Here is a 21,981-nt window from a genome sequence, read left to right on the forward strand (position 1 = left end):
TTTTGTCCGAAAAGAGAACACGATTTATTCACCCTTTTAGAAAGACAAAAGAAGTATGAAACAACTAAGAATCTTTTTCCTCTGCCTTATGGCAGCAACGTTGGCAACCGCCTGTGGCGACGACAACAATGACGACAACTCTGTGCCCGTAGAGAGCATCACCCTCAATCATGAGACTCTGACCCTGAAATCGGGAGCGACCGAAACGCTGGTTCCCACCATTGTCCCCGACCGGGTGACTGCCGAATCCGTAGTATGGAGCAGTGACAAAACTTCCGTAGCCACCGTAAGTAAAGACGGACTGGTGACCGCCGTAGCTGAAGGAACAGCTACCATCACCGCCACCGCACGCGAAAAGTCCGCCACCTGCCTTGTGACGGTCAGCAACAAGACGCTTGTCACTACCGCAGCCGAACTGAAAACCGCTATTGAAACGGCAGACGGCACTGCGGATGCACCAACACAAATCATCCTCGGTAAAGGCTTTGAGGTTGCTGCGGATGCAGAGCATTTTGCCTTTTCAATAGACGGCAAACACATTGCTATCGACGGCGGAAATAATCCTATCAGCGGCGATAATTATAATATTTCCCGTACCGCTAGCGACAAAAGCCTTTTTGAGCTTACAAACGGCGCGTCATTGAAGCTGACCAACCTCAACATTTATGGAAATGCTGCTGCCCATTCAGCTGATGTCGCCTGCATATTTGTTAGGGCGTCTTGCAAACTAACGCTGGGTAACGGCTTCGAACTATATTCCGGCGATGGGTTTGTTGATGACCAGCTAATTGGTATCTCTGTCGGTGATAATGCCACGCTCATTATGGAAGGCGATGCTGAAATCTCCAAAAGCATAAAGGGGCAGGAAGTGCTTGTTGCCCCTACAGGAATACTGCAACTGAAAGGCGGAAAAATAAAAGCAAGGGAGGAGGGAACGTATGAGAGTGAACGGAGCCTCTGTCTGCAAGCTGCGATTAATGGCAATCAAGTGACCATCCCCACCGTTACGGTTGAAAACGAACTTCCGGCGGATTCTGATTTTAAATTAGATCTATATGATTACGTGTTGAGTAGTTCCACTGTCCGGCCAGGAGCCGAAACCGTTGTTAAGGGAACCGACAGCTACACCTTGACTGACAGTGATCTTATGAAGTTCCATCTGATGACTAATACTACTGGGGGCATGACATATTATGACAGTTATTTCGAACTTTATCTGGACGGTAATGCTATCAAGATACGTGCGAAATGACAAGCAGCACAGAACGTAACTAATAAATAGATATTCACTTTCCTTAAAACAATCATTATCATGGCAACAAACGAAAAAATCACGCTCAATGTTGACCTTTACGACAACATCATGACCGAACAAAAAGGCGACTACACCGGACGCGCACGCATCACAGGCAGTCTGCACAACAAAGAAATCGCAGCACGCATCATCAAGGAGCGTACCGAGTACCGGCAGGAAACCATCGAGAACATCCTCGACCTTGCCGACCAGAAGAAGGTGGAAGCCATCGCCGAAGGGAAGAGCGTGGTAGACGGTGTGGGACAGTACATTGTCACCGTACGCGGTTCGTTCCTCGGGGAGAACGCCCAGTTTGACGCCACGAAGCACTCGCTCGGTGTGTCCTACACACCGGGACAACTGCTGCGCGACCAGCTCAAAGCCGTAAAAGTAATCTGCAACGGGCTGGCACAGACGGGGCCGGTCATCAACTCCATCACCGACTCCGTGACGAAGAGTATCAGCCAGGTCATCACTTCCGGCGGTCCTGCCGTTATCAGCGGAAGCAACATTAAAATCCTCGGTGACGACCCTTCGGTCGGCATCTATCTCACCAAAGACGAAGAGGGAGCCGTCCCGTTGAAAGTGTCCGTCATCGTTCACAACGCACCGTCACAACTCACCATCATGCTACCTGCCATAGAAGCCGGAAAGCTCTATGCGCTAAGCATCACGACACAATATAGCGGAAGCAACAAGGCATTGAAAACGCCACGCTCTTACCGTTTCCCGATTCTGCTGGGTGACGAAAACGCGGGTGGCGGCGGTGGCGGCGGCGAAGCGCCCGACCCTGAAATCCCCGGAGGAGGTGAAGCCCCCGACCCGGCTGCATAAAGAAGCAGGTCACGAATGAGGACGGACAGTCCGGCTGCAGACAGCGCATCCGCCCTCATGGCAAACAAAAAAGGCGGCAGCCTTTCATAATTTACCCTTTTAAAGAAAACAGAAAGACGCATGAAACAACTAAGAATCTTTTTCCTCTGCCTTGTGGCAGCAACGTTGGTAACCGCCTGCGGCGGCGACGACAAAGACAACTCTACACCGGTAGAGAAAATCACCCTTGACAAGGACAAACTGACGTTTGTGGCTCAATGGAAGATGCGGCCATCCCATTTTCCCGAAGGTGGATTCACGGTGGTGAAAGGAGACGGATACACCTTAACCCAACTCGATCTTGAGAAAATCACCTCATTGGAAATGGACGTCACCGGTAGTTCTGTAACCTCTGAAAACTGCGAACTGGTACTGGATACAGCCGAAAATGCCATCAAGCTGCGTATCAAAGCAACAGCCTATTGAATACGTAAAACCGGAACGGCGGAAAGGGATGTGTGCCGCAGTAGGCTGGGGAGACGTGCCGCAGCAGGCTAGGGAAGCATGCCACAGCAGGCAAGGGGAGCATGCCACAACAAGTTAGGGAAACGCACCACAGCAAGCTGTGGCAATACACCCTAATTTCCCGGCTACGACAGCACAGAACACGCAAAAAGGCAGCAGTTACTCACAGACGAGAGCAACTGCTGCCTTTTTCATGTGTCACATCATATCCTTGTCTACTTCAAGCAAGTGGCGTACGCTGTTAATCCGTTTCGATTTTCCAGTCTCCAATCGTTCTCGTGGTACTGTCGAAGTTGATGCCGACCTTCACCACTTTCCGGTGGTCTGCCTCATAAGGAATCGCATACCCTTTGCTGTTAATCTGCGCTAAAGCCTCTTCTGCGGTGCCGTTCATTTTAAATTCAAGTATATAAATAGCATCCTGCATTTTGATAACCACGTCCGCCCGTCCGACAGCGCTTTTGACTTCGGTATCCACATATTGTCCCATCAAGCGGAACAGAAGATAGAATATAGTTTGATAATGTTTTTCCTCTTTGTTGTTTAGGTCGTTCGGAATAGAGGCGAAGAAAGACCGGGTGCGTTCAAGGCAAGATTCAAGGTTTCCTTTCATTAAATCACGCACAAAGGACACTACATAAAAGTTGCTTTCGCGCGTAGGTTGGTAAAGATAAGAAGGGATGAGCGACTCGATAAAGCCGATTCTTACTTCCTCGTTCGGGTAGCCTAATGTATAGGTACGAAAGAAAGCATCGTACGACTTGATTGTGAGATAACCGCTTTGGTAGAGCACCGGAATTGGGTCGGTGAGACAATCCGTAGCCTTGTCGAAGTCTTCCGGCTTGGCGTCCATACGGTCGAGCAGACGGATATCAAAGTTCATTTGTTGCAGGAGTTCTATCAGAAAGGTAGGGGTACCGGTAGAAAACCAGTAGTTCTCATAACTCTTTTGGGCAAAAGCATTAATCAGGCTGAAAGGATTGTACACATCCACACAGGATTTACTGAAATGATATCCGTCATATTGCTTCTTCAAGTGGGCACACGCCTCTTCATACGTTTCATCGTTGGCTTGTGCCATCTGTTCGACATCAATTTTCATCTGTGTCAGCAGTTCCTGTTCGGTGATACCGCAGATAGTGCTGTAATTATCGCTCATGCTGACGTTCTGAAGATTGTTAAGTTCGCTGAATATGCTCATCTGGCTGAATTTGCTGATGCCCGTCAGGAAGAGGAAGCGAAGATATTTACCTGACTTTTTTAAGGGGCTGAAGAAGTCGCGCATGATACCACGAATCTCATGCTGCAACTCATGGTTATTGTTACTGTCCAGCATCGGGGCGTCATATTCGTCCACTAATACGACAACCTGCTGCCCGGTTTGCTCATAAGCGCGGCGGATGATACCTTCCAGACGTAAACTAAATGTGTCTTCGCCTTCCTGACGTCCGTAGACGTTTTCCCAAAGTAACAGCTGAACATTGATAGATGCGCGAAGTGACTCTGCTTCCATATATTTACTGCCGCTAAAGTCGATATGTAGCACCGGATACACTGTCCAGTCTTTCTCTAACTGCTCCATGTCCAGTCCGTTGAAAAGTTCTTTCTTTCCCAGAAAATAGGCTTCGAGCGTAGAGACAAGCAGACTTTTCCCGAAACGACGGGGACGACTCAGGAAATAAATCTTATTTGTATTGACGAGTTGATAAATCAGTGCAGTCTTATCAACATATATGTAATCATTATTGCGCAAATCTTCAAAATCCTGTATCCCGATAGGATAGCGCCTGAATGTTCCTTCTTCCATATCAAATTTTTATTAAAATGTGAACGATGAATGCAAAGTTAAGAAAAAGAAGCGGAATAGCTTTCTTTGTTGCCGAAGATTTTCACGTGTCACACCATATCCTTGTCTACCCCGAATTTCTCATCCGTCTGACACTCCCCGGCAGGTTCCACATGCACCAGAATATCATAGACATTATCTATCGAGCTTTCAATACTTTTCTCCACCGCCCCGGCAATCTCATGCGCTTGTGTAATCGTTATCTGCGGATTCACCTCTATATCGAGCGTAATTATATACCGGTTTCCTATCATTCTCGACCTGACCCGGTGCGGATTACTTGCTCCCGGCACTTTCTCGACAGCTTCGAATATCTTATTATACACATTGACATCCTTCACGCCATCCATAAGCTCCACATTCGAGTCGAGAAAAATACCAATGGACGACTTGATGATAAAGAGGCTGATTATCAATCCCGTTATCGAATCGAGTATCGGCAATTTGAATATAAAAGTAAAAATCAACCCTAATAAAACTCCGGCCGAGATGACAACATCATTACGCATATTTATCGCATTCGCCGTCAGCATGGAACTGTCTATTTTCTTTCCCTGTTTGTACTGGTACGAAGCCAGCATCAGTTTGCCGACAATAGAGAATATAGTCACATAGATAGCGATAGCCGATGGTATCTCTTTCACTTCATCTGAAAAGATGCTTTGAATGGAAGATATCAGCATTTGCATACCGGCATAAAATATCACCAGTGACAGAATCTTTGTCGCGATGCCTTCCGCTTTCTCATAACCAAATACATATTTCTTTGAAGGAGGACGGTTGATGAGGCGTGCCGTAAAAATCATAACGATAGAGATAACGACGTCGGTTGCCGAGTCGATACCGTCGCCCACTACCGCCAAACTACCGGCCCATAAACCGATGATGATTTTTGATGCGGACAGGATTGCATTGCCAATGGTGCTAATCCATGAGGTTTTGATTAAGATGTTCTCTCTTGACATTGAAGTGACTCTTTATAATTAATTGTTTGATTGCGATTGGCTAGCAAAGATAAACATTTATAGGAGTCTGTGACGTCAAGTCGCAAAAAAACTTTTTCCGGGTTTTTAGTAGTTTCTATGTTTTAGTTGTATTATATATAGATGGTCAATTAAAGACAGGACAAATCATTTATTAAATAGTTAACCGCATGTTCAAAAAACTAAGTAGTTCTTTACTCATTGTATCAGCTTGTGTTTTTTCTTCTTGTACGCCCACCGTCAAGCAAGAGATTGCAATCCTACCTACCCCCGTTAGTCTGACCGAGCAGTCGGGCTCGTTTGTTTTAAAAGACGGAATGAAGATTGGAGTTTCCGATCAGTCGTTGTTTCCGGCAGTCGGGTATTTGCAGGAGATTCTCCGCAATGTCATATCGTCTTCTGTGGAGGTTACTACAGATAAGAATCAGGTAGATATGTATTTTCAGTTGAAAGATACCGGTGGCAAGCCCGGTTCTTATAAACTTCAGTCTACGCCGGAATATATCCGGGTAGAGGCTAATGACTATTCGGGTATCATTTCTGCGATTACTACTATTCGCCAGCTGCTTCCTGCAGCGATAGAAGTGCAGGGAGAGAAACAAACTTATTCAATCCCTGTCGTGCAAATAGAAGACGCACCTCGTTTTGAATGGCGTGGATTTATGCTGGATGCTTCCCGTCATTTCTGGAATAAAGATGAGGTAAAGCATGTATTGGATCTGATGTCTTTGTATAAACTCAATAAATTCCACTGGCATTTGTCTGACGATCAGGGCTGGCGTATAGAGATTGAGAAATACCCGCTGCTTACCGAAAAAGGAGCTTGGCGTAAGTTTAATAAGCACGACCGTACCTGCATGGCACGTGCGAAAGAGGAAGATAATACCGATTTCCTGATTCCGGAAGATAAGATACGCATTGTGGAAGGAGATACGCTGTATGGAGGTTATTACACTCATGATGATATCAAAGAAATAGTAGCCTATGCTACGCAAAGAGGAATTGATGTCATTCCCGAGATTGATATGCCGGGACATTTCCTCGCGGCTATCAGTCAATATCCGGAGTTGGCATGCGACGGACTAATCGGATGGGGAGAAATCTTCTCTTCTCCTATCTGTCCGGGTAAAGACGCGACGCTGGAATTCTGCCGGAATGTGTTCAAAGAAGTTTTCGAGCTTTTCCCTTATGAATATGTGCACATGGGTGGTGATGAAGTGGAAAAAGCCAACTGGAAGAAATGCCCTCTCTGTCAGAAACGTATCCGTACGGAGAAGCTGGGTTCGGTAGAAGAACTTCAGGCATGGTTTGTACGTGACATGGAGAAATTCTTCCTCGCCAACGGAAAGAGACTCATCGGCTGGGATGAAGTGGTAGCCGACGGATTATCTTCCGATGCTGCTATTACATGGTGGAGAAGTTGGGCGAAAGACGCGTTGCCTACGGCGACCGCGCAAAAGCAGAAAGTGATTGCTTGTCCGAATGAATATTTCTATTTCGATTATGCGCAGGATCAGAATTCAGTGAAGAAAATACTGGCATACGATCCGTGTTCGGATGATAGATTATCACCCGAACAGAAGAAATATATTTGGGGTGTACAGGCTAATCTCTGGTCTGAATGGATTCCGACAATGAAGCGCATTGAATACCTGATCGTTCCCCGCATGATTGCATTGAGCGAAATAGCCTGGGTAGAACCGGCTGTTAAACCAAGCCTCGAAGAGTTTTATCGTCAGCTTGTTCCGCAGTTTAAACGGATGGATGTGATGAGGGTAAATTATCGTGTGCCTGATTTACAGGGATTCTATAAAGTGAATGCATTTATTGATGAAACAACGATTGACTTGACTTGCCCGTTGCCCGGTACTGAAATACGCTATACGACAGACGGCAGTATGCCTACCAAAGAGTCTACTCTTTATAATGGTGCTCTGGACGTGACGGAGACTACCGATTTCGCTTTCCGCACGTTCCGTCCGGACGGTTCTCCTTCGGATGTGGCACATACTAAATATGTAAAGGCTCCTTATGCGGAGGCGGTGACTGCTCCGGCTGCCTTGCAGCCCGGCTTGAAAGCTGTATGGCATGACTTCCGCGGTAATCTTTGTGCAGATATTGACGCGGCTCCGGTAAAAGGGGAATATGTGGTAGAATCGGTATCTATCCCCGAAGAGGTGAAAGGAAATATCGGCTTGGTGATGACCGGTTATCTGGAAGTTCCCGCTGATGGTATTTACACCTTTGCCCTTCTATCGGATGACGGTAGTACATTGACGCTTGACGGTGAATTGCTGGGAGATAATGACGGTGCACACTCATCGGTAGAGATTATTGTGCAGAAGGCATTGAAAGCCGGATTGCATCCGATAGAGGTTCGTTACTTCGATTGTAACGGAGGTGTATTGCAGATGGAACTGGTGAATGAAAAAGGTGAAAAAGAAATGCTGCCGGGTGCGTGGTTGAAACATGAGGTGCACGCACGTGTGTGAAACTGGATGGGTAAAAGAGGGTATCCTTTTGTGAAGTGCACCCTCTTTACCTCTTTTAGAATACATCATCTATTCATATTCCAAAATGAATACATTAATGTTTTTTCAACTTAACAACCAAATAAAAGAAATGCGGGTGAATCACTTCGGCCGATTCTTATGTATGGTGGTTCAGGAGTTTGCATAACTATGCATCCCGCCAAGAACATAATTCACTCCGAAATAAGTCATTAAGACTGTAAGGAAAGCAAGAATCATATAAATATGGAAAAATAAAGGCTTGCGGAAAATGCGCAGGCTTTGTGAATGGAAGGCTGCTCCATATACAAGGAAGGTAATCAGCGCCCATACTTCTTTCGGGTCCCACGCCCAGTATCTTCCCCAGGAAACGTTTGCCCAGACTGCTCCCAAAAAGATGCCTGCCCCTAAAAAGAACGTCGCAGGATAGAGTAGCAAACGGCTGACTAGCGTCAACTGTTCTATCCGGTTATCTTGTCTGTCGTCATTTTCAGAGACATTGTTTTCCGGCTCTTTTTTTCGGAGACATAATGCCAGTATTCCGTTTAGCATGATAAATGCCAATAGGGCATAAGACATCATAATCAATGAAACATGAATGCTTAACCACGGAGAGACGAGCACCGGCATTAATGGCGTTATCTGCGGATTCATTTGTCCCAGATAAGAGACTAACAACGCAAAGCCGGAGAGCAAGAATCCGAATGGAAGTACGAATGAGAATCTTCGATGGAGCAGGCAGGCTACCAAGAGGATGCAGAGTGCCATAAACTGCATGGTTTCGTAACCGTTGCTAAGTGGAATGCGTCCGCCAATATACCAACGTAGGCAATATCCTGCTAAATGGAATATGAAAGCAAGATAGAGCGCAACAGAAAAGAACGCTCCTGCTGTGCGGGTAATCGCTTTGGCTTTCGGTGAGAGTACCCTTCTTCGCAGGCTGTACTGAAGCAGAAGCAGGAAAGACAATACTCCCAATGATAGATTAATCATAAAAAGAATCTTGCTGAACGGAATCCGGTTGTAGAGTAGTTCGGCTTTTATTTCCAGTTCGGAGAGTGGTTGCACGCTGCCATCAGTGGGTAATGGCTGAATGAATGTTCCTTTTTCCAGCATCAGGATCAATCCCACTTTTTCGTCCGTTTCTTGGATGGCTTTGGCGAGTTTGCTACCTTTTCCCTGTTCTTGTTGCCAGGTTTTCTGAAGACGGTAGACCGGACCGTCAAATAAATCGGTTAATCGGGCGTAAGGTGTCTGTAAGTTTAGCAAATGCTGCAACTCTGTATTTTTGATGTATATCAATGGTTCATTTCTCCATACTTCCGGATAGAGTAGCCAGCCACCAATTACCTGTTCAGGCGTCAAACCTTTATATGAAGCTTTGCCTGTCAATTTCTGAATGAAATCGCGCGCCAATGTATTGAATGGTACTACTCGGTCGTGATAAATGACCTGTTCTTGTGCCAAACTGTCTGCTTGTACCCGTTTCAGTGCCGGGAGAAGTTTTTTTTGTGCTTGCATACTACCTGCAAGACAGAAGAGGAACAATAGAAATACACCTCCTTTTTTCAGTAGCGGGTGACTTAGCAGGCGTCGGAAATCGCCATAGCGGGAAAATAATAACCAGATCATGGAGATACCGAGCAGAACATATCCTGCATACGTAACTCCCGTACCCCACGGGTCATAATTGACAGTCAGCCAACTCCCTTTTCCATCATCATCGAAAGATGACTGATAGAAACGGAAACCTTGTAATGTAAATATACGGTTCATTGAAATCTGTTCGTGTGACAGAACATCTTTTTGTCCGGGAAGAGAGTAGGTGATATAACTGATGTAGTCTGCCGGAGCTTCAGTTCCGGGATAGTATGCTATACGAAAACTATCCAGCTGTATTGTGAATGGCAGGTCTGCTTCTCTTCCGCTTTCCGACTCCTGAAAACTACCTGCCGTCACTCCCGGCAGTAAATGTACGTATCCTTTTTTACTGCCGGTAAACGTAATCATGGCCCCCACCAGGATAACGAGGAGGGAGCCATGAAACAACAATATGGGGAACCGTCGCCATAAAGCACGTCGGATGAGAGCAACAAGTGCAATTGCGGCAATAACTCCCCACAAACAACAAAACCAGCATGTATGATATATATTTCTCTCTACAAAATCTGTCCCATACGCTTGCTCTACAAAAGTAGCTGCAGCGAGTAGTCCCACCAGACAGATATATAAGATAATAAGTAACCTTTTCAACGGTATAATCTTTTATGATTTAAAATGGAGCGTACCCCTTGTTCTTACATTCTTTCACTCCCATACATTCCATCTCAATCAACCATCCGGGGCGACATACCGGAGCATGAACAAATACTTTGGGAGTGTGCGGGAAACGTTGGTCATACATTGCTTTAACGACTGCATAGTCGGCTATATCACGCAAATATACAATCATTTGTCCCAAATTTTCAAAAGTGCATTCTGCTTCTTTTAGCAGGGTTTCCACATTTTCCCACATCCGTTCTGTCTGTTTGCGAATGTTGCCGGGATATACCACTTCGCCTTTGTTGTTGATGCTTGCCGTACCCGAAATAAATATCTGGCGGCGGTCGCCATAATCTACATACGTGCCACGTTCAAAACTTACTCCATATTCATAAGTCGGATTCAGGTGGGTAGGTGCATAGAGAAAATGAATCTGTTCCGGTTGTAATCCTGCTACGGCATAAGTATCCATTTGTACCAGTACTTTCGGATCGGCATGGCGACCGCCGATACCGGTGCTGGAAATGTAATGTGTTTTTTCTGTCAGGTTTTGGGTAACGAAAACTTCATTACGCGCTTTCACTACTCCGGCATAATTCACGTCTACATTTTGTACAAAGAACCATGTGCGGATACAATTGTCCGCCAGTCTGCAACCTTGCTCCATGAGTTGCATCACATAGTCGTTCAATAACAGGCGGGTCTGGTATTCCGAATTGGCGGCACGATTGAATGCGCTACCACCCCAAAAGTGGCGGTAGGCACTGTGCTTCACCTCGAAAAGCCCGTTATGCAGGACTTGCGTCTGTACGTCAGTCAACAGATAGACCCATAAGGCAATCTTGGTTCCGTCCAGCGGGGGCTGTTCCACAATGGAAAGTGTGCAGCCCGAACCTTCAGTTGTCAATGCCAATAGTGTATCTGCCTGATTGGCGGCGTCACTTAAGAAATAGCGTTTGAGGATGGCGACTGCTCCTTTCAGTTCTTGGGTAAGTAAATAGTCGTAAGTGTTTAATACTGCATTCAGTTGTTCTTCGTATGTATCTTCCGGTTTAGTAGAATGAATGATGATGTGATACTCTGAAGCTTCTCCTCCTGCATTGTATTTAAAAATCTCTGTTAGTGTCTTTTCAGACTGAATATTCTGTTGTTTTTTGTTGTTCATATCAATTGTATAATAACTATTTATTCTTGTGCGCCGTTATTGATCCAATCGTCAATAAGGGTCAAAATAGGGGATGACAGTATTTCTTTAGAGTGATCGTATCCCCAAGTTGAACTAATAGTGGTATTCAATAATGTATGCAATACACTTTCTTGTGCACTGCCTGGCTTGACAAGTAACATACCGTCTACTTTCTTTGACGGATGGTTGACGAGTGCCTCATAGCTTTTGCCCTCTGTCAGATACAGGTTGCCTGCTGCCGAACTACCTCCACCATGACAGTGGGCACATGTAGTATTAAATACTTTTTCCTGAATGCCATGATACATACCTGCATCCACAGTTCCCACATCCATAAGAATAGTGTCGTCAACTGCCGTAAGATCGTCCATTGACCGAAAGCTGATTACTCGTTTTCTTAATCTATTAATAACGCATAACTCAATAGTGGTTACTTTGTCACTGACTCCTGTCATGGTTACCTGAATCTCATCATTTTCGACCGCCGGAATTGTTTTTGTGACAACGGCATACTCGCTCTCATCACTGAAGCCTGCCACTACAACACTATAACCATCGGGCCATTTATTGATACCACTGATTCTTCCGCTCATTCTCAATGTGCGTCCTTCTTCTGACAGGGTCTCTGTTTTTTCATAAATACGTCCGTCATCACATGACGTGATATATGCCAATAACAGTAGACAGCCACCGAAAAGAATGATTTTTTCATAAACAAATCCTTTCTTGTGCTATTTAGAATGTATATTGAAGTAGAATACTGGCCGAATGTACTGCCAAACCTAAATCATCGTTATCCCGATCGAGTTGGGTGTCATGACCTTTGCGGGCAATATACTGGTACATAGCTTGTAACTTCAAGTTGCAGTTTTTGAAGAAATAGTTCATGCCTACGGCTGGCATATTCAGGAAACCATTGGTGTCCATTCCGTTACGATTGAAGAAATCATAACGTGCGGCTGCCTGCAGGCGGGGAGCTATAAAATAACCACCTTGTACATAACCGCCCAGGTAATTATATGACTCGGAAATCTTTTGTCTTTTTGTAAAACCTACATTCATATAATAAACTTCAGCACCCAGATAAAGTTTGTTTTTTAGCATTGCAAACTCTAATCCCGCACGATAATCATTGGTACTTTCATTTTCACTTTCTACATTAATAGAAGTAGAAATACCAAACATAATTTTGTCTTCATTCAGCCTGTTCGGATTTCCCTGTGTGGCAGGCATCACTCCCTTCGGCATATAAGTGAAACGTCCGGCATACAGTAAAGACGGAATGTGCCAGTCATCGCTGAATGTCTTTGTCGCGGTGTTGACAGAAGCGCCCGTACCATTGAATAGACCGATTTCATACCCGAATTTGTCAGCCACTAAACCGTGAATCTCTACCCCTAAATCGAATCCGGTGCCAATGTTAGGTGTTACCGCATTCAAGGAGTAGGGGAGGATAACGGGAGCAGTGAGTGATACTGGTAAATTGGGTAACAATGTTTCTCCCAGTGTTGTCAGATAGGCATGTGAGAACGGAGTCTTGAATTTACCGACCCGGATGGCAAATTGCTTTTTCAGCTGAACATCAAACCATGCCTGTTGAAGTAATGCGCCTCCGCTGGCTGCCGCATTGATGGAAAGGTTGAAAGATATTTTATCGAAAGCCTTTCCGGTGAACCCGAGTACAGCGTAAGGAACGGAAAAACCGGAGTTGGCTATGTTATCCTGATTATATGCCTTATCTAGTCCTTCATCGTCGTACCAATTGAAGTTTGCACTGGTTTGTACGAGCAGATAGGGTTTGAATACGAAATCTCCCTTCTTGGTTTCGATCGTGAATCCTTCTCTTCCAGCCAATGATACTACACCATTTTCTGTATCTTCTTCATGTTGCGCCATTGCAGCCAAAGGCATGATGGCAGTCAGCATGGCAATGATTATAAATTTCTTCATAATTGCTTTGTATATACTACTTTTAGTTTAAAGTGAATTTAAAAATGCGATCAGCGCATCGCGGTCTTCTTTACTCATGTTTTTAAATAAGTTCTTCGATGCTTCTCCTTCTCCGCCATGCCACATGATAGCTTCTGTCAGATTGCGGGCACGGCCGTCATGTAGGAAATAAGTATGCCCGTTGACCTTTTCTTGCAGGCCAATTCCCCAAAGAGGGGTAGTGCGCCATTCGTTTCCACGTGCCAGGCCGCTTACGTAGTTGTCATTCAGGCCGACTCCCATAATTTCCGAACCCATGTCGTGTAACAGATAATCGGAATAAGGGTGAATGGTCTGACCGCCCAGCCACGGGAGTTGGGTATTGTTTAATAACACAGTACCGCGTGGTTTGGTATGCAGGGTCGTCACATGACAAAGATGACATTTGGCTTTATAAAAGTTTTGTTCCCCTTTGATTACTTGCGGATCGTTTATATTACGCCGGGCGGGTACGCCGAGACTCTGCATATAGAGATCTACATTTTCCATCTCTTCTGTGCTGACATCCAACTGGTCATAAGAAAGTCCCATCATGCTGCCTTGGTTGACTTGCGTTTGTCCTTCGCAGATTTCTTCCGGATAGCGGCTGTTGGTAACACCCATATCACTGGAGAATCCTAACTCTACCGTTAAATCGGCATGTTGGGCTTTGTTGCCGGACAATCCCAGACATCTTACTCCCCGTTCGGTGATGTAATTACATCGTCCGCTGATTCCATATTCGGGATAATTGCTTTTTGCTGCGAGTGCTTCAATTTCAATGGGATCTAATGCCATCATCTGTCCCATACCTACGTGACGTAATGGAATACGTACGGTGCAAAACAAATCTTCCGGTTTGATCTCTTCGGCATACCATTCGGATATGCTATACTGCGGTTTGCAAAGCGTGTAGGCTTCTCCATCAGGGAAAGAAAATGTTTCGTAAGTGTATTCTACGGATAGTTTGCCTTCCGGTTGTACTCCGTAGATTGCCTGGTCATGAAGCACACGGCCATAATCCTGAAAGAAAGCTCCGTTCTTACGGGATATGTAAACCAGCATGGAGGAGAAACCATAGCTGCCCGATCCGCCCTCTGTCCATAAAGAGGGTTTAGTGCGCCCTGCATTCCGGTGGCAGCTGCCGCACGAGTAACCGGCATAAACAGGTCCGAGACCGCCACCATGCCCGTTGTTGCTTGTACGTACATCGTCATATAGCCTGTCGCCTCGGGTGAAGCGTACGTCATATGCTCCTGTTATCCAATCTGCAGGCGTATCATAAGCAACGGATGAACTCAAGAAAATGGTTGATGTTCCGGCTGACAGGGCATAGCCTTCCGGGATTTCGATATCCAATACGCCAATTCCGTCGTCATCACAGGCTGAGCATGCCAACAGGCAAAAAATAGAGAATGAATATTTTAGAAAGTGATTCATTGTTTATTGACTTTATTTCAATAATATGTTTTAAACATACCAAAGAAGTAAAGGTGGATGATTGACTTCCAACCTTTACTTCTCAATAATATCTTAGCTAAGATAAGTCTTTATTGTACTTTACGTGGTTCACCGTTTTTGTAGAGAAGGAATTCTAATGTGTGGAAACCGCGTACATTCTGTGCCGACTCAACAGCGGCTTCATCATCATTTTCATTCCATTCAAGATCACTCCAGCTTTGAGAATTCAGAATTTGCACGATGGCATTCTGGTCTAAAGGCCAGCTGTCCATGTTAGGATCAAGTCCCATCTCGTCTACCGGACCGAACAAGAAGGCTTCGCTCTTTTCCCATGGCTCACGTGCGGTGATCCAAGCTTCACAGGCTTTATCGAAAGCGCTATTTGACGGGTTGTCTGCAAGAGCTATTACTGCATTGTAGAGAGCATCGTTCTTTTCTTTCAAGCTTTTATAGGTAGGTACTACTACTGCATCTACATATTGCATTACCACAGGATTCAGTACGGCGTCGGTATTGATGTTGTTGGCATTATTGGCAATATAAGATTTTAAGTCATTCTTCAATATACTTTCCAGTTCGGCACAAGCATCCATTGCTGCTACTGTTTCATTACTGGGTATATGATTACGGAAAGGTTGCGGAATATCCTGAATGGCTTTTGCCGCTTTTTGAATGGCATTCTTTACATTAGTATCTAAGGATGGATTAACACCGGCGACTACAGTTGATAAAGAGTTAGCATTTATACTGCCGTCTAAAGAACCGTAATACGCATTCCGGATGGAGTAAATGTTGTTTGTATAATCATCACGTGAATGCCAGCTGTACCAGGATTCCACAGCGTACAATGCTTCTTCTGTATTTCCCGCTTTGTATAAGTTGTACGGATCACCAATCTTGGCGGTACCGACTTCGTTGGCAATTTCCGCGCATTTATCTACGATTTCTTCTACACAGCTCAATGCACTTGCATAAGGAGAACCGTTATGAGCCTTAAAGAGAGAAGCATAACTGTCGCCTCCTTTATAACTTGAGTTCCATGCGTTATAAAGATTGGTTGCATCTGTTTTTAAAAGTGCTGCTACATTTCTCATGTAGTTATGCCAGCTTGATGCGTTTTCAGAAGTGTAATCGATGTTAGCAGGATCTACTGTCGGGTTGTCATCGTCACTGCTACAAGAAGTAGTTGTAAATGCTAATCCCCATATGAGGGCTGCAACATAAAAGAATTTTGTTTTCATCATATAAAAATTAAATAATTGATTATTTGTTATTTCTTGATAAACCATCCTATATAGGCTATTCCAATGGAAAATTCGTTTTCACTGTTATATGCTTTTGAAACGCCAAAAACTTTGTTGGTACCAATCTGACGGGTGGCATAGTCAGCTTTTATCACTAAGTTTGGCAACGCATACCAATTTAATCCCGCTGTCCACATACTTACTTGGCAGCGTTTTTCCATCGTTTGCCCTTTTTCTCCTTTTTCTTGTGGATTGTAGTATTCATAGCGGGCAAATGGATAGATAACCGGAATCTTTTTATTGCCTCCGAAGACTGAGCGGATATTGATACCGGCTTCTGCTGCATAGCTTACAGCATTCTTAGCTACCGGTGCCAGACGACTGTACGGTGATTTATTGGATAACTTGACATTTGCTTGGCTCACTCCCAAAGAGTTTCCTAAATTTCCATATAAAATATTACCACGTGCCGTTACATATTTATTGCGATATTGTGCATCTGCGGTGAAGATTCTTACCGGAATTTTTCCATAGCTTGAATAAGTCTGTTCCTTGTCGGAATTGGCTCCTGCATCTGCGCAATAATAGAATGAGGCACCTACACGTAAGCCGGGAACTCCTTTATAGTCCAAGCGGAATACATATGCGGGAGAAGTGAAATTATCTTCTTCAAAAATTCCCTGTTTACCACTGCCTACCCATGTATTGCGATCGAATCCGTTAGGGTTCAGACCTGCTACAACCATAGCTTGGTAGTCAAAACTGGCATAACCTTTTCCAAAGGAACCAAAGATTTCCAAACCATTTTCATGCCAGGTAGAGGGCAGAAGGGTGGTTTCACCCTCCGGACGTGAAGTTCCGAAGAAATTGATCGGTTCATGGTGTGCGTTGGTCAGTCCTACCGGAACAATAATATGTCCGGCACGCACGTTGAGGGAGCGATGAATCAAACGTGTGATGTGAAATTGCTCAATAGCCACTTCTCCTCCTTTTTCAACTTCGGTTTCGTATTCACCGTTTTCGGTGTTTTCTAATTCGAAAGCTGTACCTGTTCCACCGGATTCAAACTCAATCTCTGCACCGAGTATCCATTTGGAATTAAACTTATAATCAAAAGCTAAAACGAAACGGGGGATTGAAATGGTATTCCTGTTTTTCTTTGGATTACCATCGTTTCCTCCATAGAAACGGTTGATGCCATAATCTTTAAAATTAGCGACCATTTCACCATATCCACCAAAACGGAATTTAGTATAATCTTCTGTAGAAGAAGAATTACTATTTTTGGAAATTTCTTTTGTCTCCTGTGCTGAATTTGAAAGAGAAGGCAGGAGACATAGAATAACGATTGCGGTTATTTTTCTCATCTTTTTAATAATTTTATCGGTTGCAAAGTTAGATGAGGTTAAAAAATGTGGCAATACCTAATACTAGGCATAGTTATTTCTTAAATTCAGTATATGTAGGTAATTTGAGACTAAAGAGTAAAAGAAAGATAAGTATTGAGAGAATAAAAAAGACAAAGGTATATATTAGTGTGGTAATTTTTACTGATATATACCTTTGCCTGTTGTTAATGTGTAGAGTTGTCCTTCTTGTTTATTTCATCATCGCTTTTGTTTGTATTTGAGTGAATCGTTTCCTTCACAACCAGTCTTTTTGGATATATCTACCATCAGGAAATTGCTCTTTTCAGAAACGATCCGACTCAAGACAAACTACATACAAACAAAGCTAAACTTATGCTAAGGTTATTGCTTAAACTGCCATCTTTATACCTTCTTTTTTGCTGCAATACCGTTTGCACTGCTGGCAGAGGTCATATCCCAGCATGGCCCCCAAAATAAAGTCTTCTTCGGCTGTCAGTTGATTTAAGGGGCGAATGATGATATGCCGCATGGCTTCCATACATTCAGGCTTTCCAAAGAACAGGTTGATTTTATTGGTGCCTACTTCCTGTATCATATAACTGATCTTTTGATTTTTCAATCGGCGGATGGCAAATTCTTCGTGCTCTTTACTCATTGTATAAAGTACCATGTTGCGTACGCCTTTCTTAAACTCATAAATGTGATTAAGAAAAATCCGGATTTCGCCGGGGATGATTCTTTCAGTTGCCATGATGCAAAGTATTCTTTTTATGTTAAGGTAAAATTAGCTGATTTCTTGTTTCACTTGTTCAACCCATGCGCTGATACGTTCGTCTGTCTTATTGTCTTCATTGACTTCGTCAAGCGGAAGCCCTACAAACTTGCCGTCTACAACAGCGATAGAAGAGTCGAATGTGTAGCCTGCAGTGTCTGTTGCTCCACAGAATTTACAATGGGTATCTTTCAAGTCTTCATAAAGAATACCTATTGCGTCACAGAAAGTGTCGCTATACGAGTCAGAGTCGCCGCAACCGAACAGGGCTACAGACTTATGAGATAAATCGCATTTTTTTAAAACTTTTACTCCATCATACCAGTCGTCCTGAAGTTCGCCTGCTCCCCAGGTAGAAGAGCCGAGCACCAATACGTCATATTCATTGACTAATGCCTCTGTTAGTTTGGAAACATCAAATACATGTGCCGAGGGTACATCTAATTTTTCTGCAATTCGGTGGGCAAGGTCTTCTGTTGTTCCGGTTGTGGAACCATAAAATACACCAATTTTATTCATCTTTGATTCGTTTTTAATGTAACGCTGCAAAGATAGAGGGTCTTGAAGAAATAGGAAATCCCCATTTATAATGGAAGATTTGTTTCCTTCTCATTATAAATGGGGATGTATGGAATAAAAAAAGTCGATATTTTTTAATGGTGGAACAAGCGGATGCCTGTAAATGCCATTGCCATATTGTATTTGTCGCAAGTTTCAATCACATGGTCATCACGTACGGAGCCACCCGGTTGTGCAATGTAGCTGACGCCACTCTTATGTGCGCGTTCTATATTATCTCCGAATGGGAAGAATGCGTCTGATCCTAAAGCTACGCCTGTCATTGTATCCAGCCATGCCCGTTTTTCTTCACGTGTCAGCACTTCCGGCTTTTCTGTGAAGAACTGTTGCCAAACACCGTCTGCCAATACATCGTCATAATCCTCCGAGATGTAAACGTCAATTGTGTTGTCACGATCTGCACGACGGATTTTCTCAATCCATGGCAAGTTCATCACTTTCGGATGTTGGCGTAAATACCAGATATCCGCTTTGTTTCCTGCCAGACGCGTGCAGTGGATACGTGACTGTTGACCTGCACCAATACCGATCGCCTGTCCGTCTTTGGCATAACATACCGAATTGGATTGCGTATATTTTAAAGTGATTAAGGCAATGATTAAGTCACGTTTTGCATCAGCAGGGATTTCTTTGTTTTGCGTAGGCATCTCTTTCAAAAGACTCTCATCAATTTTTAATTCATTTCTTCCTTGTTCGAAAGTTACTCCGAATACATCTTTGTGTTCGATAGGGGCCGGACGGTATGCGGGATCTATCTTTATTACATTGTAAGTCCCTTTTCTTTTATTCTTCAGAATTTCCAGCGCTTCGGTTGTGTAGTCGGGGGCAATTACGCCGTCGGACACTTCACGGTTGATAATACGTGCTGTTTCTTCGTCGCAAGTGTCGGACAATGCGATGAAATCTCCGTAAGATGACATACGGTCTGCGCCACGTGCACGTGCGTATGCTGTGGCCAATGGGGACAGCTTCATGTCATCTACGAAATAAATCTTTTTCAGCGTGTCGCTCATTTCTACCGCAACGGCAGCACCCGCAGGGCTGACATGTTTAAAAGACGCGGCAGCCGGCAGTCCGGTAGCTTCTTTTAGTTCTTTCACTAATTGCCAACTGTTGAACGCATCCAGCAGATTGATATAACCGGGACGTCCATTCAATACTTCGATGGGGAGTTCTCCTTCTTTCATGAAGATACGGGCAGGCTTTTGATTAGGGTTGCAGCCGTATTTCAGTTCGAGTTCGTTTGCCATTTTATTAAATATAAAATTACGAGTTACTAATTACAAATAGATAGCGACAAAATTACTAAAAAAAGACTAGCTTGCCTAAAGTTGTGCCACAAAATAGTAGCATATAATTAGTATTTGCTAACGAATGAGGGCATAAAATACCTATAAATGATGATTGTATTTCAGCAAAATATTCCGTTTCTTTGCAATCTCTAATATATAATAGGTATGATGGATAATTTACAGAAATACAAGCCAACTGATAAGATGATCGATCTCATCAGCGATAATTATTCTTTGTTGCAAGTGATGAGTCGTTTTGGACTTTCGTTGGGATTTGGTGACAAAACAGTCAAAGAAGTTTGTGAACTAAATGGAGTGGACTGTCGGACCTTTCTGATTGTTGTCAACTTTATGGCCGAAGGCTTTTCCCGGCTTGATGGGGATAAAGATGATATTTCCATACCTGCATTGATTGATTATCTGCGGCAGGCGCATATTTATTTTCTTGATTTTTCTCTTCCGGCTATTCGTCGTAAACTGATCGAGGCAATCGACTGTTCGCAGGACGATGTCGCTTTTCTTATTCTCAAGTTTTTTGATGAATATACGCGGGAAGTGCGTAAGCACATGGATTATGAAGAGAAAACCGTCTTTAAGTATGTCGATTCATTGATTAAGGGAAATGCTCCCAAAAACTACCAGATCAGTACCTTTTCCAAGCATCACGATCAGGTAGGGGAGAAGTTGACAGAACTAAAAAATATCATTATAAAATATTGTCCTGCCAAGGCAAATGAGAATCTTCTGAATGCGGCTCTTTTTGATATATATGCTTGCGAAGCCGGACTGGAATCTCATTGCAAGGTGGAGGATTATATTTTTGTTCCTGCTATTCTGAACTTGGAAAGGAGGATGAGGGAAAATGAAAAATAACGAAGTCGTTCGAATTGCTATTGCAGAAACTTCTGTGATTATTCGTGGTGGATTGACTGCTGCATTGAAGCGTCTTTCCAACGTAAAAGTGCAACCGATAGAATTGCTGTCTGTTGAAGCTTTACACGATTGTGTCCGGACGCAATGTCCTGAGATGTTGATTGTCAATCCTGCTTTTGGTGATTATTTTGATGTCGCTAAATTCCGGGAGGAAATATCCGGTAAAAGGATACGTTTAATAGCCCTGGTTACTTCTTTTGTAGATGCTTCATTGTTGGGTAAGTATGATGAGTCTATTTCAATATTCGATGATTTGGAAACTCTTTCCAAGAAAATAGCCGGTTTATTGAATGTTGTTTCTGAAGAAGAAGAGATGGATAATCAGGATACACTCAGTCAGCGGGAAAAAGAAATTGTCATCTGTGTGGTGAAGGGGATGACGAATAAGGAAATAGCGGAAAAGCTGTTCTTGTCGATTCATACCGTTATCACGCACCGGAGGAATATTAGCAAAAAATTGCAAATACATAGTGCTGCCGGTTTGACTATTTATGCTATTGTAAATAAGCTGGTTACGTTGAATGATGTGAAAGATTTATAGCCTGCGAAAGTGTTATAAAATACAAAACCGTTTGCGCACACGAAAAATGTTCGTACCTTTGCAAAGCAGTTGAGAAATTGCTGTTAGTTTATAAAGGTAAAAGAAAATATTAAAAAGGTATTAGATTAGACATTTTAAGGTATTAAAAGTTTTTTAGTTTATTCAATAGGATAAGTTTTTAATAGAAGGTAAAAGGATAACAATAGGTAAGAGGTTTTTAGGTAAAAAGAAGATTAGTTTTCAGGAAATTTGAGGTACTATGGAAAAGCCTTTTGGCTTTTCTGATGTAGTGGCGAGTGATTCTATAAAAAGAATTAGCTCGTTTTTTTTATGTATACAGCTTTAAGTATGTTGCAACATAGTGGGTTGAATGGAAAGTATTATTTAGCTATATAATAAGGG

The 21,981-nt window shown here is 43.6% G+C and carries 18 protein-coding genes; 6 read left to right on the plus strand and 12 right to left on the minus strand.

The features are described from left to right. Window positions 1-55 precede the first annotated feature (55 nt). The 3 genes from BXY_RS00260 to BXY_RS00270 all read left to right on the plus strand — a co-directional run bounded on the left by BXY_RS00260 (window position 56) and on the right by BXY_RS00270 (window position 2,593). The gene (locus BXY_RS00260; RefSeq protein ID WP_128859457.1) at window positions 56-1,252 is read left to right on the plus strand and encodes an Ig-like domain-containing protein; all 1,197 of its coding nucleotides are present in this window, start codon (window positions 56-58) and stop codon (window positions 1,250-1,252) included. A gap of 60 nt (window positions 1,253-1,312) precedes the next feature. Next, the gene (locus BXY_RS00265) at window positions 1,313-2,128 is read left to right on the plus strand and encodes a DNA-binding domain-containing protein (RefSeq protein ID WP_004312541.1); all 816 of its coding nucleotides are present in this window, start codon (window positions 1,313-1,315) and stop codon (window positions 2,126-2,128) included. A 120-nt stretch (window positions 2,129-2,248) separates the two neighbouring features. After that, a complete protein-coding gene (locus BXY_RS00270) occupies window positions 2,249-2,593 on the plus strand; it encodes a hypothetical protein (RefSeq protein WP_004312540.1) in 345 nt (114 codons plus the stop codon). 280 nt (window positions 2,594-2,873) lie between these two features. Here BXY_RS00270 and BXY_RS00275 read toward each other — a convergent pair whose 3' ends face one another. Together BXY_RS00275 and BXY_RS00280 are read right to left on the minus strand one after the other, a co-directional pair. Continuing rightward, window positions 2,874-4,439 (minus strand): ATP-binding protein, encoded by a 1,566-nt coding sequence (locus BXY_RS00275; protein WP_008640655.1) that lies wholly within the window; start codon window positions 4,437-4,439, stop codon window positions 2,874-2,876. Window positions 4,440-4,528: 89 nt separating this feature from the next. Further along, the gene (locus BXY_RS00280; RefSeq protein ID WP_008022898.1) at window positions 4,529-5,443 is read right to left on the minus strand and encodes a cation diffusion facilitator family transporter; all 915 of its coding nucleotides are present in this window, start codon (window positions 5,441-5,443) and stop codon (window positions 4,529-4,531) included. A gap of 188 nt (window positions 5,444-5,631) precedes the next feature. Between BXY_RS00280 and BXY_RS00285 the strand changes: the two genes are divergently transcribed. Then, window positions 5,632-7,953 carry a family 20 glycosylhydrolase gene (locus tag BXY_RS00285; protein WP_087323350.1) on the plus strand — a complete coding sequence of 774 codons (2,322 nt, stop codon included), beginning with the start codon at window positions 5,632-5,634 and terminating at the stop codon, window positions 7,951-7,953. A 171-nt stretch (window positions 7,954-8,124) separates the two neighbouring features. Here the strand turns inward: BXY_RS00285 and ccsA are convergent, their stop codons facing one another. The 10 genes from ccsA to BXY_RS00335 all read right to left on the minus strand — a co-directional run bounded on the left by ccsA (window position 8,125) and on the right by BXY_RS00335 (window position 20,063). After that, on the minus strand, window positions 8,125-10,224 hold the full coding sequence (ccsA, locus tag BXY_RS00290) for a cytochrome c biogenesis protein CcsA (protein WP_008640653.1): 2,100 nt from the start codon (window positions 10,222-10,224) through the stop codon (window positions 8,125-8,127). A gap of 19 nt (window positions 10,225-10,243) precedes the next feature. Continuing rightward, window positions 10,244-11,398, minus strand: a complete 1,155-nt coding sequence (locus tag BXY_RS00295) for a Rid family hydrolase (RefSeq protein WP_008640652.1) — start codon at window positions 11,396-11,398, stop codon at window positions 10,244-10,246. 20 nt (window positions 11,399-11,418) lie between these two features. Next, entirely contained in the window at window positions 11,419-12,099 is a 681-nt protein-coding gene (locus BXY_RS00300; protein WP_394809833.1) for a c-type cytochrome, read from the minus strand. Between the two features lie 55 nt (window positions 12,100-12,154). Beyond that, window positions 12,155-13,369 (minus strand): porin, encoded by a 1,215-nt coding sequence (locus tag BXY_RS00305; protein WP_015530945.1) that lies wholly within the window; start codon window positions 13,367-13,369, stop codon window positions 12,155-12,157. A 27-nt stretch (window positions 13,370-13,396) separates the two neighbouring features. Next, complete coding sequence (locus BXY_RS00310; protein WP_008640649.1) at window positions 13,397-14,827, minus strand: di-heme oxidoredictase family protein; 1,431 nt, start codon at window positions 14,825-14,827, stop codon at window positions 13,397-13,399. 110 nt (window positions 14,828-14,937) lie between these two features. Then, window positions 14,938-16,092: an imelysin family protein gene (locus tag BXY_RS00315; RefSeq protein ID WP_008640647.1), complete on the minus strand. Its 1,155-nt coding sequence runs from the start codon at window positions 16,090-16,092 to the stop codon at window positions 14,938-14,940. 26 nt (window positions 16,093-16,118) lie between these two features. Continuing rightward, window positions 16,119-17,459: a hypothetical protein gene (locus BXY_RS00320; protein ID WP_015530947.1), complete on the minus strand. Its 1,341-nt coding sequence runs from the start codon at window positions 17,457-17,459 to the stop codon at window positions 16,119-16,121. A 391-nt stretch (window positions 17,460-17,850) separates the two neighbouring features. After that, complete coding sequence (locus tag BXY_RS00325; RefSeq protein ID WP_008640645.1) at window positions 17,851-18,213, minus strand: DUF2023 family protein; 363 nt, start codon at window positions 18,211-18,213, stop codon at window positions 17,851-17,853. A gap of 33 nt (window positions 18,214-18,246) precedes the next feature. After that, on the minus strand, window positions 18,247-18,753 hold the full coding sequence (gene fldA, locus BXY_RS00330) for a flavodoxin FldA (protein WP_008640644.1): 507 nt from the start codon (window positions 18,751-18,753) through the stop codon (window positions 18,247-18,249). A gap of 134 nt (window positions 18,754-18,887) precedes the next feature. After that, a complete protein-coding gene (locus BXY_RS00335; RefSeq protein ID WP_008640643.1) occupies window positions 18,888-20,063 on the minus strand; it encodes a phosphoribosylaminoimidazolecarboxamide formyltransferase in 1,176 nt (391 codons plus the stop codon). Between the two features lie 210 nt (window positions 20,064-20,273). Here BXY_RS00335 and BXY_RS00340 point away from each other — a divergent pair, with 210 nt between their 5' ends. Both BXY_RS00340 and BXY_RS00345 read left to right on the plus strand, forming a co-directional pair. Further along, the gene (locus BXY_RS00340) at window positions 20,274-20,978 is read left to right on the plus strand and encodes a hemerythrin domain-containing protein (protein WP_032841758.1); all 705 of its coding nucleotides are present in this window, start codon (window positions 20,274-20,276) and stop codon (window positions 20,976-20,978) included. After that, window positions 20,968-21,579 carry a helix-turn-helix transcriptional regulator gene (locus BXY_RS00345; RefSeq protein ID WP_008640641.1) on the plus strand — a complete coding sequence of 204 codons (612 nt, stop codon included), beginning with the start codon at window positions 20,968-20,970 and terminating at the stop codon, window positions 21,577-21,579. The genes BXY_RS00340 and BXY_RS00345 overlap by 11 nt, the downstream gene beginning before the upstream one ends. Window positions 21,580-21,981: the final 402 nt, after the last annotated feature.

It is taken from the genome of Bacteroides xylanisolvens XB1A (assembly GCF_000210075.1).
GTDB lineage: Bacteria > Bacteroidota > Bacteroidia > Bacteroidales > Bacteroidaceae > Bacteroides > Bacteroides xylanisolvens.

Excerpts from the sequence above, each read along its gene's own strand:
- BXY_RS00285 (WP_087323350.1), top strand. The coding sequence starts at position 5,632 with ATGTTCAAAAAACTAAGTAGTTCTTTACTCATTGTATCAGCTTGTGTT.
- BXY_RS00270 (WP_004312540.1), top strand. The coding sequence starts at position 2,249 with ATGAAACAACTAAGAATCTTTTTCCTCTGCCTTGTGGCAGCAACGTTG.
- BXY_RS00305 (WP_015530945.1), bottom strand. The coding sequence starts at position 13,369 with ATGAAGAAATTTATAATCATTGCCATGCTGACTGCCATCATGCCTTTG.
- BXY_RS00335 (WP_008640643.1), bottom strand. The coding sequence starts at position 20,063 with ATGGCAAACGAACTCGAACTGAAATACGGCTGCAACCCTAATCAAAAG.
- BXY_RS00295 (WP_008640652.1), bottom strand. The coding sequence starts at position 11,398 with ATGAACAACAAAAAACAACAGAATATTCAGTCTGAAAAGACACTAACA.
- BXY_RS00260 (WP_128859457.1), top strand. The coding sequence starts at position 56 with ATGAAACAACTAAGAATCTTTTTCCTCTGCCTTATGGCAGCAACGTTG.
- BXY_RS00265 (WP_004312541.1), top strand. The coding sequence starts at position 1,313 with ATGGCAACAAACGAAAAAATCACGCTCAATGTTGACCTTTACGACAAC.
- BXY_RS00345 (WP_008640641.1), top strand. The coding sequence starts at position 20,968 with ATGAAAAATAACGAAGTCGTTCGAATTGCTATTGCAGAAACTTCTGTG.
- BXY_RS00315 (WP_008640647.1), bottom strand. The coding sequence starts at position 16,092 with ATGATGAAAACAAAATTCTTTTATGTTGCAGCCCTCATATGGGGATTA.
- BXY_RS00320 (WP_015530947.1), bottom strand. The coding sequence starts at position 17,459 with ATGAGAAAAATAACCGCAATCGTTATTCTATGTCTCCTGCCTTCTCTT.
- fldA (WP_008640644.1), bottom strand. The coding sequence starts at position 18,753 with ATGAATAAAATTGGTGTATTTTATGGTTCCACAACCGGAACAACAGAA.
- BXY_RS00275 (WP_008640655.1), bottom strand. The coding sequence starts at position 4,439 with ATGGAAGAAGGAACATTCAGGCGCTATCCTATCGGGATACAGGATTTT.
- BXY_RS00310 (WP_008640649.1), bottom strand. The coding sequence starts at position 14,827 with ATGAATCACTTTCTAAAATATTCATTCTCTATTTTTTGCCTGTTGGCA.
- BXY_RS00280 (WP_008022898.1), bottom strand. The coding sequence starts at position 5,443 with ATGTCAAGAGAGAACATCTTAATCAAAACCTCATGGATTAGCACCATT.
- BXY_RS00325 (WP_008640645.1), bottom strand. The coding sequence starts at position 18,213 with ATGGCAACTGAAAGAATCATCCCCGGCGAAATCCGGATTTTTCTTAAT.
- BXY_RS00340 (WP_032841758.1), top strand. The coding sequence starts at position 20,274 with ATGGATAATTTACAGAAATACAAGCCAACTGATAAGATGATCGATCTC.